Annotated in this window: 14 protein-coding genes, 1 tRNA gene and 1 pseudogene; 3 read left to right on the forward strand and 13 right to left on the reverse strand. The window is 68.8% G+C overall.

Annotated elements, in window-relative coordinates:
- Nucleotides 1-10: 10 nt before the first annotated feature.
- Genes B079_RS0130005 through B079_RS0130055 form a run of 11 tightly spaced genes read right to left on the reverse strand, consistent with a single transcriptional unit; the run spans nucleotide 11 to nucleotide 10280 of the window.
- The gene (locus B079_RS0130005) at nucleotides 11-1321 is read right to left on the reverse strand and encodes a glycosyltransferase family 4 protein (RefSeq protein ID WP_018549556.1); all 1311 of its coding nucleotides are present in this window, start codon (nucleotides 1319-1321) and stop codon (nucleotides 11-13) included.
- Nucleotides 1321-2232, reverse strand: a complete 912-nt coding sequence (locus B079_RS0130010; protein WP_018549557.1) for an aminoacyl--tRNA ligase-related protein — start codon at nucleotides 2230-2232, stop codon at nucleotides 1321-1323. The genes B079_RS0130005 and B079_RS0130010 overlap by 1 nt, the downstream gene beginning before the upstream one ends.
- The gene (locus B079_RS33065; protein ID WP_018549558.1) at nucleotides 2229-2795 is read right to left on the reverse strand and encodes an HAD-IIIA family hydrolase; all 567 of its coding nucleotides are present in this window, start codon (nucleotides 2793-2795) and stop codon (nucleotides 2229-2231) included. The genes B079_RS0130010 and B079_RS33065 overlap by 4 nt, the downstream gene beginning before the upstream one ends.
- A gap of 29 nt (nucleotides 2796-2824) precedes the next feature.
- Nucleotides 2825-4129: a UDP binding domain-containing protein gene (locus B079_RS34480; protein WP_158685071.1), complete on the reverse strand. Its 1305-nt coding sequence runs from the start codon at nucleotides 4127-4129 to the stop codon at nucleotides 2825-2827.
- Nucleotides 4122-5081, reverse strand: coding sequence for an NAD-dependent epimerase/dehydratase family protein (locus tag B079_RS0130025; protein WP_018549560.1), 960 nt, complete (start codon nucleotides 5079-5081; stop codon nucleotides 4122-4124). The genes B079_RS34480 and B079_RS0130025 overlap by 8 nt, the downstream gene beginning before the upstream one ends.
- Nucleotides 5078-5686, reverse strand: coding sequence for an SIS domain-containing protein (locus B079_RS33440; protein WP_018549561.1), 609 nt, complete (start codon nucleotides 5684-5686; stop codon nucleotides 5078-5080). The genes B079_RS0130025 and B079_RS33440 overlap by 4 nt, the downstream gene beginning before the upstream one ends.
- Nucleotides 5683-6687, reverse strand: coding sequence for a Gfo/Idh/MocA family protein (locus tag B079_RS33445; RefSeq protein WP_018549562.1), 1005 nt, complete (start codon nucleotides 6685-6687; stop codon nucleotides 5683-5685). Before B079_RS33445 ends, B079_RS33440 begins: the two co-directional genes overlap by 4 nt.
- A complete protein-coding gene (locus B079_RS0130040) occupies nucleotides 6672-7700 on the reverse strand; it encodes a hypothetical protein (protein ID WP_078496134.1) in 1029 nt (342 codons plus the stop codon). Before B079_RS0130040 ends, B079_RS33445 begins: the two co-directional genes overlap by 16 nt.
- Nucleotides 7697-8473, reverse strand: a complete 777-nt coding sequence (locus tag B079_RS0130045) for an NTP transferase domain-containing protein (protein ID WP_078496135.1) — start codon at nucleotides 8471-8473, stop codon at nucleotides 7697-7699. Before B079_RS0130045 ends, B079_RS0130040 begins: the two co-directional genes overlap by 4 nt.
- A complete protein-coding gene (locus tag B079_RS0130050) occupies nucleotides 8470-9636 on the reverse strand; it encodes a DegT/DnrJ/EryC1/StrS family aminotransferase (RefSeq protein ID WP_018549565.1) in 1167 nt (388 codons plus the stop codon). The genes B079_RS0130045 and B079_RS0130050 overlap by 4 nt, the downstream gene beginning before the upstream one ends.
- Nucleotides 9633-10280, reverse strand: coding sequence for a transaldolase family protein (locus tag B079_RS0130055; protein ID WP_158685072.1), 648 nt, complete (start codon nucleotides 10278-10280; stop codon nucleotides 9633-9635). The genes B079_RS0130050 and B079_RS0130055 overlap by 4 nt, the downstream gene beginning before the upstream one ends.
- Before the next feature lie 217 nt (nucleotides 10281-10497).
- Here B079_RS0130055 and B079_RS0130060 point away from each other — a divergent pair, with 217 nt between their 5' ends.
- The gene (locus tag B079_RS0130060) at nucleotides 10498-10989 is read left to right on the forward strand and encodes a nucleotidyltransferase domain-containing protein (protein ID WP_018549567.1); all 492 of its coding nucleotides are present in this window, start codon (nucleotides 10498-10500) and stop codon (nucleotides 10987-10989) included.
- Nucleotides 10990-11171: 182 nt separating this feature from the next.
- Here B079_RS0130060 and B079_RS34485 read toward each other — a convergent pair.
- Together B079_RS34485 and B079_RS0130065 are read right to left on the reverse strand one after the other, a co-directional pair.
- Nucleotides 11172-11561 (reverse strand): annotated as a pseudogene (locus tag B079_RS34485) (family 1 glycosylhydrolase); the annotation flags it as partial.
- Between the two features lie 511 nt (nucleotides 11562-12072).
- A tRNA-Pro gene (locus B079_RS0130065) sits at nucleotides 12073-12146 on the reverse strand.
- A 105-nt stretch (nucleotides 12147-12251) separates the two neighbouring features.
- On the opposite strand from B079_RS0130065, the gene B079_RS0130070 reads away from it, so the two are divergent.
- The gene (locus B079_RS0130070; protein ID WP_018549568.1) at nucleotides 12252-12767 is read left to right on the forward strand and encodes a DUF309 domain-containing protein; all 516 of its coding nucleotides are present in this window, start codon (nucleotides 12252-12254) and stop codon (nucleotides 12765-12767) included.
- A 117-nt stretch (nucleotides 12768-12884) separates the two neighbouring features.
- Nucleotides 12885-13658, forward strand: a complete 774-nt coding sequence (cobF, locus tag B079_RS0130075; RefSeq protein WP_018549569.1) for a precorrin-6A synthase (deacetylating) — start codon at nucleotides 12885-12887, stop codon at nucleotides 13656-13658.
- Nucleotides 13659-13708 lie beyond the last annotated feature (50 nt).

The raw sequence follows: 13708 nt of genomic DNA on the forward strand, positions 1-13708 counted from the left end.
GCTCCGTTTCTCATACCGGCGCTCCGCTGTGGAGCGGAGCACCGGCCACCGACAGATGCCGGTCGAGCATGGCCTGGAAGGAGCGCCGCCAGTTCGTGCGGAAGTCGTGTTCCCGGCGGGCGCGCTCCAGGGCCGCCTGGCTGAGGTCCGTTCTCTCCTTCAGGGTCAGCTCGGTCACTGCTGTGAGCATGGCCGCGGCGTCAGCGGTGCCCCGGCCGGCCGCCACCAGGCCGCTGACACCGAGTTCGACGAGTTCCGGGTAGACGCCGGTGGGCAGTACAGCGACGACGAGGCCCTTCCCGTTGTTCATCAGCGCCGCCTCCACCGGGGTGACGGAGGCGGCCTCCCGCTCGGACAGAAAGGCCGCGGACAGGGTTCGCGGCCATTGGCAGAGAGCGGTGAGGACTCGGTCGTCCTGACCGTGAAGGAGCACTGCCGGTGATCCGGTGTTCCGGACATGCTCCTCCAGGTCGGCGTAGGGGCGCGGGTTGAGGATCACCGGGACCAGCCGGTCCCCGGCCAGGCGAGCGGCGTCGACCAGCTTGTGGAAGCCCTTCTCGGCAACCCCCCGGCCCCAACTGATCACCAGATCACGGTCGGTGGGGATTCCGAGTTCGCGCAGGAGTGCGGGGTCCGGTGGACCCGGCCGGAACTTGGCGTCGTCGGTGGGCACCCCGGCACGGGCGTAGAGGGTCTTGTCGTCCGGGATGCCGTAGACCTGCTGATATTGGTGGCGCATCCAGTGCGACTCCCAGCCGATGCACACGCGGGGGTCCGAGCGGGCCAGGTGTCCCATCACCGAGTCGGCGTACGTCTCGGGCAACTCGGCGTCGCCGTCGGGGCGCAGGACGGGGTTGTGGGTCATGTGCACGTAGCTCGCCGCAAGCCCGAACTGGTCGGCGGCCCGGACGACGAAGCGTGCGGCCATGGCGAACATGCTCATCCCGGAGATGACGAGGAGGGAGTCCGCCTCGCGGCCCACCGTGAGGGCGACTTGACCCGCTGCAGAGCCGAGGGCCATGCAGTGCTCGAAGTGGTCCACCTCCCAACTGTGGGCCCGCGGGTCGGCCAACGGGTGATAACGCACGGCTCCGCGGTGTACGTATCGGTCCAGGGCCTGAGCGAAGCACTTCTCGTCCAGGCCCGCGCAGTTGGCACGTTCGGCGACGTGCCACTCCACCTGGACCCCGCGTTCGTCGGCGATCGTGGCGACGTCGTCACGGGAGTCGAGGATGTTGTGGATGTACCGGGCCACGCCGCCGTCGACCTGTCGGAAGCCTTCGTTGGTCAGGAGCAGAACCGCCAGCCGGTGGTCAGACATCAAAGCTCCTTGAGGGCGGCGTCGAACCCGTGCTGGTAGAGGTAGGCCACGACGAGCCGGTTCAGGCCGATACCGCAGCAGCCGCTCCACAGCTCCTGGCCTTCCACCGTGATGTGGAAGCTCTCGGTCTGGTGGGTGCCCTCGGCGGAGCAGCCAGAGATCTCCCGGAGGTCGAACCGCTCGTCGAAGTGGTCCGCCCAGCCCGGGCGGGCCCGGCCGGGGCGGTTGCTGCTGAGCGGGACCTCGATGTCCTGCACGGGCACCTCGTCGGCGGTCTCCGCGTCGTCCTGCGCCGCGACGAGGGAGGGTATTTCCATGCAGCCCTCCGCGGCGACGACCTGCCAGCTCAGTCCCCAGCCGGAGAGGAGCTCGGTCAGTGTCCGGCGCACCTGGCCGCGGGTGGCCCGGACCTGCTCACGGGTGCCGAAGAAGACGTGCTCGATACGGAGGAACTCGCGCGCTTTGATGGGGCCGTCCAGGTCTGCGGAGTACTCGTTGCGCCAGGTCCAGCCGCCGAGGGTCTCCACGATGCGCAGCGGCAGCTCGTCCAGCGACAGTTGCCGGCCGCGCATGAGGTGGTAGAGGCTGATGCACTGGACCGGATCGAGGACCTGGTCACCGTCCACGCCTGCCGGGACGAGGAGTTCGGGCGCGTACTGGCTCAGCCGGAAGTCGTCGAGTGCCTGCCGCGGGATCAGGCGCGGGAACAGCCACTCCTCGAAGTCGTTGGCGTAGGCACGATCGAGGATCTCGCTCTGCAGGCGTCGCAGCAGGCGGACCCAGGGGGCACGGTAGACGTACTGGCCCTCCGCGAAGTTCTCGATCCACTTTCGGTCCAGCGCTTCGGCCACGATGTCGCCGCCGTGCAGGTCGCCGAACTCGGACATGTCGAGAATGGTGCCGAGCTTCATCGGGCTGACTCCTTGGGTGAAGGTGTTCCGTTGACGTGCCGGGCAGTTCGGGAACGGCGGTGACGCAGGACGGTGTGGGCGGCTTCCAGGAGACTCGGGGCGTAGTGCACGCCGGTCACCGTGCTGGCCCGCGGCGGGGTGCGTGGGCTGATCAGGACCGTGGTGCATCCGGCGTTCAGACCGGCTTGTGCGTCGGTGGGACGGTCCCCGACGAGGTAACTGCCCTCGAGGTCCAACGACAGGTCGACGGCGGCCTGGCGCAGCAGCACGCTGGAGGGCTTGCGGCACCGGCAGCGGTGCCGCGCGCTGTGGGAGCACACGTAGACGCCGTCGAGCCGGCCCAGTCGGCGGTGCATCCGATCGAGCGCGGAGCGGTCGATCAGTCCTCGGGACAGGTCGGGCTGGTTCGTGAAGAGGGCGATCAGGGCACCGGCCCCACGCAGTTGGGTGAAGCATTCCTGGACGCCGGGCAGGGTGGTCCATTCCTGTGTGTGACGCGGGGAGGTGCGCCGTCCGCTCCGTAGGACGTGGGTGTTGAGCGTGCCGTCCCGGTCGAAGAACACGCACCATCCCCGGCCCCGTGCGGCAGTGGTCAGCTGTTCCACAGGTCCACCGACTTCCACCCGCGCGGGGTCGGTACACGGCTGCGACGCTCCGCCTGGGTCAGCCGCAGCAGCAAGGCGTGCCGCGGAGTGGCACTCTCGAAGAACGCCGGTTCGGTGAAGGCCGGATGCTCCACCGTCAGTACCACGCAGTCGGCATCGGCCGCTGCCTCGGTGAACGTGGTGCAGCGGTGCAGGTCCCGGAGGTCGGCGGTCTCGGCGATCGGATCGAAGGCGGTGACCCTGGCGCCCTGTGCGTGCAGTTCGTCGGCCAACCGCAGGGCCGCGGAGTCGCGGAGCGTGGACACCCCGGGCTTGTAGGTGAGGCCGAGCAGGCAGACTGTCCGCTCGGCGACGCCTTCGAGGTGCTTGTCCAGGGCTGCCAGCGGAGCCAGCGCGTGGACGGCGTTGGCATGGGCCACGGCGCGGAAGAGGCCGTCACGGCCGATGGGTTCACCGTGTTCCACGAGAGCGCGCACGTCACGGTGCAGGGTGGCGCCCGCGTACGGTTCTCCGGGTCGCAGCGGGGCTCCGGCGGCGACACGTTCGTCGGCGCGGACGCCGTCGAGGACGGTCACCGGATCGGCGCCGAAATGGCCGGCGATGGTCCCCAGCTCGTTGGCGAGGGTGATGCACAGAGCGAGATAGGCGTTGGTGCCGTGCTTGACCAGCTCTGCCTCGACGAGTCGCATGTGCAGCTCGTCGCAAGATCCGAGGCGCTCCAGCAAGTCACTTACAGCTTGGGGAAGTTGGGGAGCGTTGCATCCTACGACGGTCCGTACGGGGTGCAGGAAGTCGGTGATCGCTCGGCCCAGACGCAGGTTCTCGGGAATGTGGATGAGGTCGGGGCTGTCCACCGGCAGGCCTGCGGTGGCGAGGGCGGTGTCGCAGGTGCCCGCGCGGAGTTGGCTCGCAACGACGACGGGCCCGTGTCGCCGATGGTCCCCGAGCAGTCGACGCAGTGCGGTGACGGGCCGGGTGTCGGTGACGGTGCCGTCGGCGGCGGTTCCGGTGTCGTGGACGACAACGCTCATGTCGGCGTGCCGCAGGACCTGGGCGGCCTGCGCCTCGCCGAGCACCGGTCGCAGGGTGCCTTTCTCTCGCGCGGTGGCGAGAATTCCCGCGATCTCGGGTTCGTCGCCGCAGCGGTGCCCACGGGTGAGGGCGTCGAAGGCTGCTCGGTCCGGTGTTTCGACGGCGTCAGGCCATAGGTGGACCGTGTAACCGAGCCGTGTCAGCCCGGCAGCAGTCACCGACGCGAGGTGCCAGTCGCCGATCAGCAGGACGTCAGGCATGCCCGGCTTCACCTATCTGGCGGCGTACCGCCTCACGGATGGCGTCCTCGGACTCACGCGAGCTGTGCCAGCCCATGGAGTGGGCCTTGGACAGGTCGAACTCCACCACCGGAACGTCGCCGGGCCAGCCGCGCTTGCCACCGCCGTACTCGATCTCCGAGTCCAGGCCGAGTTCTTCCAACACGATCGCGGCGATCCTGGCGACGGTGACGGTCTCGGTGGAGCCCAGGTTGGCGACAAGGATGTCAGTCTTCGCCGCGGCGGCCAGGTCGACGATGCCGCGGGCGCAGTCCTCGGCGAGGAAGTAGTTCTTGCGCTGGTGTCCGTCACCCAGGATGTGGAGCCGACTCGGGTCCTCGCGCAGCTTTTTGAGGAAGTCGTAGATGACTCCGTGGTTCATGCGTCCGCCGACCACGTTGCCGAAGCGGAAGATGCTCGCCCGGAAGCCGTAGAGGTGGCAGTAGGAGGAGATCAGCGCTTCGGCGCCGAGTTTGGCCGCGCCGTAGACGGAGATGGGCAGCATGGGGCCGTGGTGCTCGGCGGTGGGGCGCTGCGCGAGTTCGCCGTAGACGGTCGAGGAGGAGGAGAAGACGATCTGTCTCACGTCGGCCCGCCGCATGGCTTCCAGGACCGAGCGGGTTCCCAGAACCGACTGCTGGATGTCGACCCAGTTGTCCTCGAGGCCGACGCGCATGTCGACGCTGGCGGCCAGGTGGATGACCTGGTCCACGCCGTCCGACATCACCTCGGTCAGCCGGTCGGTTTCCAGGATGTCCAGTTCGTGGACGACGACAGTGCTGTCACGCTCGTGAGGTTCGATCCACGTGCGGGTGGTGTTGGAGAAATTGTCGACCACCACCACGGGTGTGCTGTCCGCGGCGACCAGGTGGTCGACGACATGGCTTCCGATGAAACCGGCGCCGCCGGTCACCAGGGTGCGAGGTCGGGTCATCGCTTTTCTCCATCGGTGAGGGCAAGACAGAGGGCGTGGGCGACGAGGAGGTGCACGGACTCGATACCGGGCGTGGCGAGCGGCTCACGGTCCAGCGGGACGTTGATGTGCACATCGGCCAGATCGGAGGTGGCTCCCCCGTCGAAGCCGGTCACGGCGATCACCGTGACACCTCGTTTGCGGGCGAAGGCGGCCAGCTCCACCAGACCGCGTGAGACGGAGCCGTCGCGGGCGCCACCGTGCACGGAGAAGAGCACAACGGCGTCGCGGGCCTCGGCGTGGCTGGGCAGCCATGGTTCAGCCAGGTAGGCCAAGGCCAGGCCGGGGTCGTCGTCATTGGTCCATGCCGTATGGCAGGCGATGTTGTCCAGCAGGGCGACGGCGCGCAGATGCGGCTCGTGGGGGGTGCGGGTGAATTTGGTCAGGTCGGCGGCGAAGTGGGAGGCGGTGGAGCTGGATCCGCCGATCCCGGCGGTCAGGACGACACCACGGGTCGCACGGCAGTCGGCGAGCACCCCTACGGCCGCAGCGAGCGCGTCCGTGTCCAGGCCGGCCGTGACGGTGGCGGCCGCGTCGCGGAGCGCTGTGATGCTGGACAGACTCATGGTGTCTCCTTCGTGACGGGGGTCCAGCGGCCTCGGTGGGTGGAGCGGTAGGCGGCCTCGACGACGGCAAGGGCACGTCGGCCGGCCGGATCAGGGGGCGGCGCGGGGTCCTGTGCGATCGTCTCCCGGAAGTGGGTCCATTCCGCGGCCCAGGACCGGTCGGCGCCGCGGAACCGGGTGACCTGCGCGCCGAACGGCCCGTCGTCGCGGTGTTCGACCGTCAGGGTCTGCTCGCCGTAAGAGCCGGTCAGGCCGTCGATCCGCACGGTGGCCCGTTCGAAGGTGACTTCGAACAGGAAGCGGTTGTGCCACTGGCTCAGGCTGCTGCGGACCATGGCGACCTGGCCGACGGCCGATCGCAGCATGACGTGGGCGTCGTCCTCGATACCGGTCGGCAGGCCGAACGAGTGCTGGGTGTGAGCGATCACGTCGTCGATCGGCCACAGCAGTCCGTCGATCAGGTCGATCAGGTGAATGCCCTGTTCCATCAGTTGCCCGCCCGACACGACGCCCGGGTCGGCGCGCCACTCCTCCGAGTAACCCTCGCGGATGCCGTAGCCATACACGCCCAGGGCGGAGAGGGGTCTGCCGTACTCGCCATCGGCCACGATCCGGGCCAGAGCACGGACGGCGGGGTGGAAGCGGTGGTTGAACCCGCAGTGCAAGGCCCTCCCCTGGTCGCGTGCCACGGCCTCCATCCGGGCCGCCTCCTCGCTGCTGCGAGCGAGCGGCTTCTCGCACAGGACGTGTTTTCCGGCTGTGAGAGCCGCAATGGTCGCCGCGAGGTGCGAGTCGGGTGGCGTCGCGACGATGACCGCGTCCAGTCCGGGCTGCGCGAGGAGTTGGTCCCAGTGGTCGAACACGCGGGCTCTGACCGAGTGGGCGCGCGCCCAGCTCTCGTCCGCTTCGGGTGCGGCGATACCGACCAACTCGTCGTCCGACTCCAGTGCTGAAAGACGCCGCCCGCACTGCAGCCCGGCACCGATCACGCCGACGCGCATGTGTCCCCCTCGCATCGGCCGAGTTCCGCCGTCGACCAGGTGCTGTCCAGGCCCTGTTGGGAAATCTGTAAGGGGACGCGCGTGAGGCCAAGGCCGTCCAGAAAAGCCCGGGCGCGTTCGCTGCGAGGGGGATCGGCCGCGATGAGCACGTGCCCACCGCCTCCGGCGCCGATCAGTTTGAACCCGGCTATTCCGTCGGCGTCCCGAGCTTCCCCGATCCGTCGGCACACGGGGTGGTCGGTGGCCGGATTGGCGACGATCTTCCGGGCCCAGTGCGCCCGGAGGGCTGCTCCGACCACGGCGATGTCACCGCTCAGGAAGGCTTCCTCGGTGAGCGCCGCGGCGCCCGTCGCCTGCCGGTGGTGTTCGGGGGTGACTTCTGGGGCCCGGGACAGGACACGGGAGGCATCGCGGGTGCCGGGGAGCCGGTAGAGCAGCAGACCGTTGTCGATGAGCCGGGCCAGCGCAGAGTTCAAAGGGGGACTGGGGGTGGCGGTGACGGAACCGTCGGGTTCGAAGCGGAGGCGCTGCACGCCGCCCAGTGCTGCTGCCCAGGCGTCCTGCTGTCCGATCGTGCGGCCGAGTACCTCGCGTTCGAGCCGGAACGCCAGGGAAGCGGTCTTCTGCGGCGACAGAGAACGACCACTCCAGCGAGCGAGCGCGTCAACGAGGGCGACGGAGTAGGCGCCGGAACCGCCGAGTCCCGAACCGGGCGGTACGAGGGAGCCCACGGCGATGCTGGGCAGGCTGCTCAACCCGAGGACGACCGCCGCGGCCGCGGGATACGGGTGCCGCGCGGCGTCGGCGGGCGGCAGGAAGTAATGCCACGGGGTGCCTGTCGCGTTCAGCTCGGCCAACGCGCGGGCCGGCCGGTCGGCGACACTGACGTGAACACGCAGCGACAGGGCTGCCGCAACGACGGTGGTGGGGCCGTGGCGGTAGTACTCGGGTAGGTCGGTGCCTCCGCCGGCGATGCTGACGCGCATCGGAGCGGAGCTGCGAACCGTCGTCATCGGCGCTGTCTCTCGGCTCGGGAGGGCGTGATGCACGGCCCGCTGGGAAGATCGGCCAGGGTGGCGCAAGCGTGCCGCCAGCGATCCGGGGTGCCGATCTCGATGATCGACTCGTCGCAGATCCAGTGGGCGAGCCCGCGTCGGGCGGCAAGAGCCCCGAAGAACGGACTGTCGCTGTCGCCGGGATGGGACTCCAGCGCGTCGCGGCGAAGGAACCGGACCCCGCGGTCGATGTACGGCGCGCCGGATCCCTTGTCGTAGCGGTCGACCCACGGCCCGTCGACGCTGATGTTGCCCGGATCATGTGAACGGCTCGTGGGGGCGACCGACATGACGGCCTGTGCCTGTTGTCGACGCAGGATGCCGCTGAGGGCTTGCCACAAGTCTCTTCTGTCGGGCGGAAGGACGTCCCCGAGAACGAGGAGGAACTCCTCGTCGAGGCGGGACAACGCTTCGCGCAGCGCCCCGACGGGACCGGCAGGCGCGGCTTCCACGAGGGTCTCCACGTGAAGAGGTGTTTCGGTTCCGGGAAGTGGGATGGACGGCAATTCTCCCTGATGAGGTGGCTGCCAGGCCCGAGCCAGCTCCCGTACGGAACGGGCGTCGTGCCCCGCGAGAAGCAGGACTCGGTCGACAGGCGGCCGGACGGCCCGGTCCAGTACGTGGCTCAGGAAGGGACGGCCTGCGACGGGAAGCATGCACTTCTGCACACCACCGCTGACCGACGCCATCCGGGTTCCGAGCCCGCCGCAGAGAACGACCAACTGGGTCATCGCGGACCGGTGACTCGCCGAAGTTCGTCCGTCAGGGCCGCGATGACGGAGTCCACATCCTCGTTCGTCATCGCCGGGAAGAGCGGCAGCGACAAAAGCCTTCGGTAGGCGGCGGCGGCGACAGGGAAGGCACGGGCGGCGGAAGGCAGTTCGGCACGGTAGTAGCTGAACTGGTGCAGCGGTCTGAAGTGGACGCTGGTTCCGATGCCGCGTCGGCGGAGCCGGTCCGCCACGTCATCACGGTCGACACCCTCGGGCAACTGGACGGCGTAGAGGTACCACGATGAACTGTCCGATGCGGTGTCGGCGAGCGGCAGCAGCAGGCCGGTCAGGGATGCGAGACCCTTCGCGTAGCGCTCCGCGATCGCACGGCGGCGTTCGTGCAGCGCGTCGCAGCGATCCAACTGGCAGCGCAACAGCGCCGCGGCCACATCCGGCATGTTGTATTTCATGCCGGCCGCGACGACGTCGTAGTGCGGCGACCGTCCCGAATGGTGCCGCGCGAACGCGTCGCGGTCGATGCCGTGGGCACTCAGCGTCCGGGCCCTTGCCACCAGGTCCGCGCGACGGCAGACCAGGAGGCCGCCTTCGGCGCTGGTGAGTGGCTTCGTGACGAAGAACGAGAACGCCGTGGCGTCCGCGAGCCGGCCGGGCGTCACCCCGTCCCGTTCGGCGGGCAGAGCGTGGGCCGAGTCCTCGATGAGGGCCACGCCGTGTTCGTCGCACAGTCGGCGTAGTGCTCGCATGTCGGCCATGCGGCCGGCGAAGTGAACGGCCATCACGGCGCGCGTGCGCCTGGTGAGATGCTGTCGCACCTGGTCCAGGTCGATGGTGAGCCTGTGCGGCTCGACATCGACCAGCACAGGGGTGGCGCCCGCGTGCACAACCGTGGCCGCGGATGCCGTGAAGGTCGTCGTGGGCACGATGACCTCGTCGCCCGGACCCACTCTGAGCGCCAGAAGTGCGAGATGCAGCGCCGCGGTACCGGAGTTGAGCAGCAGGGAGTGCTCGACACCGAGGTAGCGGCTGAAGCGGTTCTCGGTGTCCCGCGCGACGGAACCCGTGCCGATCCATCCGCCGCGCAATACCTCGGTGACGGCGGAGATCTCCTCTTCCCCAATGAAAGGGGCCGCGAACGGTACCTGTGCCGGGACCTCGGTCATGCGACGAGTCCCTCGGCATCCGTGACGAATTGACGGGCCATCTCCACGCTGCGTGGATGGTCGATCCACTGCTCCAGGACGGCCGGGGGCACGGTGACGATGTCGCAGGGAGTGTCGAGTGCCGCGGTGACGTCGGCGGGTTCGCGGATGCTTCCGATGACCAGGCGCGTACCGGTGCTGGTCAGGGAACGACGGGTTGCCACGGCACGGACCGCCTGAGCGGGGTCCTCCCCCGCGTCGCGCGTGCGGCACCAGAGAAGGCTCAGATACTCGGGCTGCAACAACAGGGCCGCGTACAACTCGGCGCGCGAGGTGCAGACGGTGACGTTCACCTTGACCCCGGCGTCACGCACTCGACGGATGAGTCCGGCCCGGCACCGTCCTGCCGAGGTCACGAAGGGAATCTTCACCCGAACCCGCGGATCGAGACTGGCCAACGCCATCGCCTGCTGATAGGCGTCCGCGTCCGCCTCGGAGAGAACCTGCGCATGCACTTCGGCGGTCCCACTGTCAAGGATCCGCTTGACGGTCGAGGACACCGAGGTGGCGCCGGCCTTCGCTACAAGGGTCGAGTTGGTGGTCACGCCGTGGATGAGCCCGGTCTGTAACCAGTCGATGCAGTGCCCGGCGGTGGCTGAGTCCAAGTACAGCAAGTTATCCACCTTGGTAGGTCGGATGAGCTGACTGGATGAGCAAACTAATGACAGAACTTCGAAAATTCAAGACTGTCATTCGTCAACGCCCATCAGTGGGCTGATTTTCGACGCGCAGACCACACCGACATATCGCACATATATTATTTTTTCACATGTATTCACATGTATCTTGCGAACGGTTCGGCTTCCTGGTTGGGTTGACTTGATGGACATCACCGATCTCTTCGACCTGCTCGACATCCTGGAGTCCGCCGACGCTCCGTACTGGGTCGCCGGCGGGTGGGGAGTGGACGTCCTCGTGGGGCGTCAGACGCGCCAACACCGAGATGTGGACCTCGCGTTGGACGCCAGGAGCGAGACTGCGACAGTCGACGCGCTGGAAGCGTTCGGTTACCGGGTGGAGACGGAACAGCGTCCTACACGTGTGGAACTCGCGGCTCCCGGACGACGCTGGGTGGATCTGCATCCGGTCGTCTTCGACACTGAAGGAGTGGGGCGACAGGCCGACCTCGACGGCGGCGTCTTCCTGTATCCCCACGGCGCCTTCACCGTCGGGACGCTCCAGGGCCGGGCCGTCCCGTGCCTGTCGGTCTCGAAACAACTCGGCTTCCGCCGCGGCTACACGCTCAGGGACGTCGACCATCACGACATCGCACTTCTCGAAAGCTTGAACGTTCACCAAAGCGGCGGCCGCTGACGACGACGGTCGCGGAGGCCGCACATCACGAGAACTGGCCAGAAAGCGCACCGGATCCACAGCGAAAAGGATCCAAGCCACGCCACGGCTTCTCCGGTCATCAGTGCGCCCTGAGGCCCCCTGCGAGCACGACCGGGCTTCTCTACCTGCCGATCCCCAGCCCTGCTCGGGCCTCACACGTGCTTGCTGTGTCCGTAGCTCCACTCGAAGTTGTCCAGCAGGGACCACAAGAAGCAGCCCTGTATGTCGACTCCCGCCACGATCGGCCGGCTTGCCGTCCGGGGTGACGTAGTCGTCGAACACCGCCCCGTTCTCGGTGATCATCAGAGGTGCCGCGGGGAGGTCCGCCTTCAGCCGCATCAGCAGGTCGTACAGCCCGCTGGGGTCGACCGCTCACCCCATCGTGGTGGTGCTGTGCGCGGGGCGGTGGAAGGCGATCCGGTCAGCGCCCGGCCAGGGACTTGATCGCTCATCCCGTGGCCGTCGGAACCATGGCTGACCTCACCCATGGCAGAGGACACAAGCCTGGGCGTGTAGTAGTTGACGTCCAGGAAATCCAGCGGCTGGTGGATCGTCCCGGACTGCGCCAGGTGTTCCAGACGCGGGCTGGCCATGTTGGTGCGGTCTCACTGGTCTGCGCGCTCGCCCCGTCGACGGGTGTGCTAATCACGGCCCACGCCCTACAGGGCCTCGGTGCTCAGCCCCGTAACACTCGCGATCCTGGGTGAACGGTGCGGGCGCTGCTCTGGATCAATGCATCCATCATCGCGGCCGATCTGCTACTCACCCACGCCCTGGTCCCCGCCCTGCCGCAGCTCGTCCGCACTGCCGAGGCTCGCCTGCAACACGTCACGCTTCTGTTGCAGGCGGCCCGCTCCGCAAAGCCGGTGAGGAGTTCACCATCGAGGGCCGCGCAATCGCCTCAACGGCAGCTACTGGCGCCCAACCGCACTGTTCCTGGTCCCGGTCGATGAGCCCGGCCTCCGGTTCGATGGCCGCTGGTCCCCCACCGGTCCCCCAAGAACGGCCGAGGGCCGGTTTCGGATTTCTCCGAAACCGGCCCTCACCTGCGACTCTCACGAGTCGGGACGACAGGATTTGAACCTGCGACCCCTTGACCCCCAGTCAAGTGCGCTACCAAGCTGCGCCACGTCCCGATGCGCTCACTCACGGTGACCCGCGTGATCGCGCGAACAGCACTTTACCCCACGTGGCGGGGTGGGCCGAAGTCGGTTTCCGGTGGGGAGGGGAGAATCGGTCGTATGGGAGACGCGGACGCGAGGCCGGTGGGTGACGGGCGGGACCGGGACATGGAGGGGCGGGCGCGGAATGCGCGGCCCCGCGACGGGCTGGGGCGGCCGTTGCCGTACGGCGCGGACGGGGTGGAGCGGCAGCCGGAGGGGGTCGTGCGGTCGCCCGGGGAGACGGTCGTGGAGGCGCAGGCGCTGCTGGACGCGGGGAAGCCGTTCCATGCGCACGAGGTGTTCGAGGATGCGTGGAAGTCGGGGCCCGAGAGCGAGCGAGAGCTGTGGCGGGGGCTGGCGCAGGTCGCCGTGGGGCTCACCCACGCGGCCCGGGGGAACACCAAGGGCGGTGCCCGGCTGCTGCGGCGCGGTGCGGGGGCCGTGCGGGCGTGGGGGGTGGAGAGCGGGGAGCCCCGGCCGTACGGGATCGATCTCGGCGGGGTCGGGGTGTGGGCCGTGGGGCTGGCCGAGCGGGTGGAGAAGGAGGGTGGAGTCGTCGACGCGGGGGTGGAGGCGCCCAGGCTCCGTCCCTGAGCGTCCCTGAGTGCTCATGGGCGTCCCTGAGTGCATCTGAGGGCGCCTGATGCGGGCCCCGGAGCCGCAGCTCGGCCCGGCCCGATCCCCCGCGTACCCGTACGGCACACTCGACCCGTGCGAAAGATTCATGTCATCGGGATCGGTGCCGGCGACCCCGACCAGCTGACGTTGCAGGCGGTCAAGGCGCTGCGCGGTACCGACGTGTTCTTCCTGCTGGACAAGGGGGAGGCGAAGAGCGATCTGACGGGGCTGCGCCGGGAGATCCTGGACGCGCATCTGGAGCCGGGGTCGTACCGGGTGGTGGCGGCGCGTGACCCGGAGCGGGACCGGACGGCGGGCGGCGCGGGGTACTCGCCTGCGGTCGGGGACTGGCGGAGCGCGCGGGCCGGGATCTATGAGCGGCTCATCGAGCACGAGGTCGGTGCGGACGGCACGGGGGCCTTCCTGGTCTGGGGCGACCCGGCGCTGTACGACAGCACGCTCGGGATTCTGGAGGAGGTGCTGGCGCGGGGCGCGGTGGAGTTCTCGTACGACGTGATCCCCGGGATCAGCAGCGTCTCCTCGCTGGTCGCCCGGCACCGCACGGGGCTGAACCGGGTCGGTCGGCCGGTGCAGATCACGACCGGGCGGCGGCTGGCGGGGGGCTTCCCCGACGGGGTGGACGACGTCGTGGTGATGCTGGACGCCCACCAGACCTTCCGGCGGTACGCCGAGGAGGACATGGACATCTACTGGGGCGCGTACATCGGCACCCCGGACGAGATCCTGGTCTCCGGCCCTCTCGCCGAAGCGGCGCCTCGCATCGAGGAGTTGAGGGCGGCGGCACGCGAGCGCAAGGGCTGGATCATGGACACGTATCTGCTGCGCAGGCACGTCGACGAGAGCTGACTCCGGGGCGCGCCCGAGGTGTCCGGCGGGGATTCGCGCAAGTGCCGTTC

This window comes from Streptomyces sp. LaPpAH-108 (genome assembly GCF_000373625.1).
Taxonomy (GTDB): domain Bacteria; phylum Actinomycetota; class Actinomycetes; order Streptomycetales; family Streptomycetaceae; genus Streptomyces.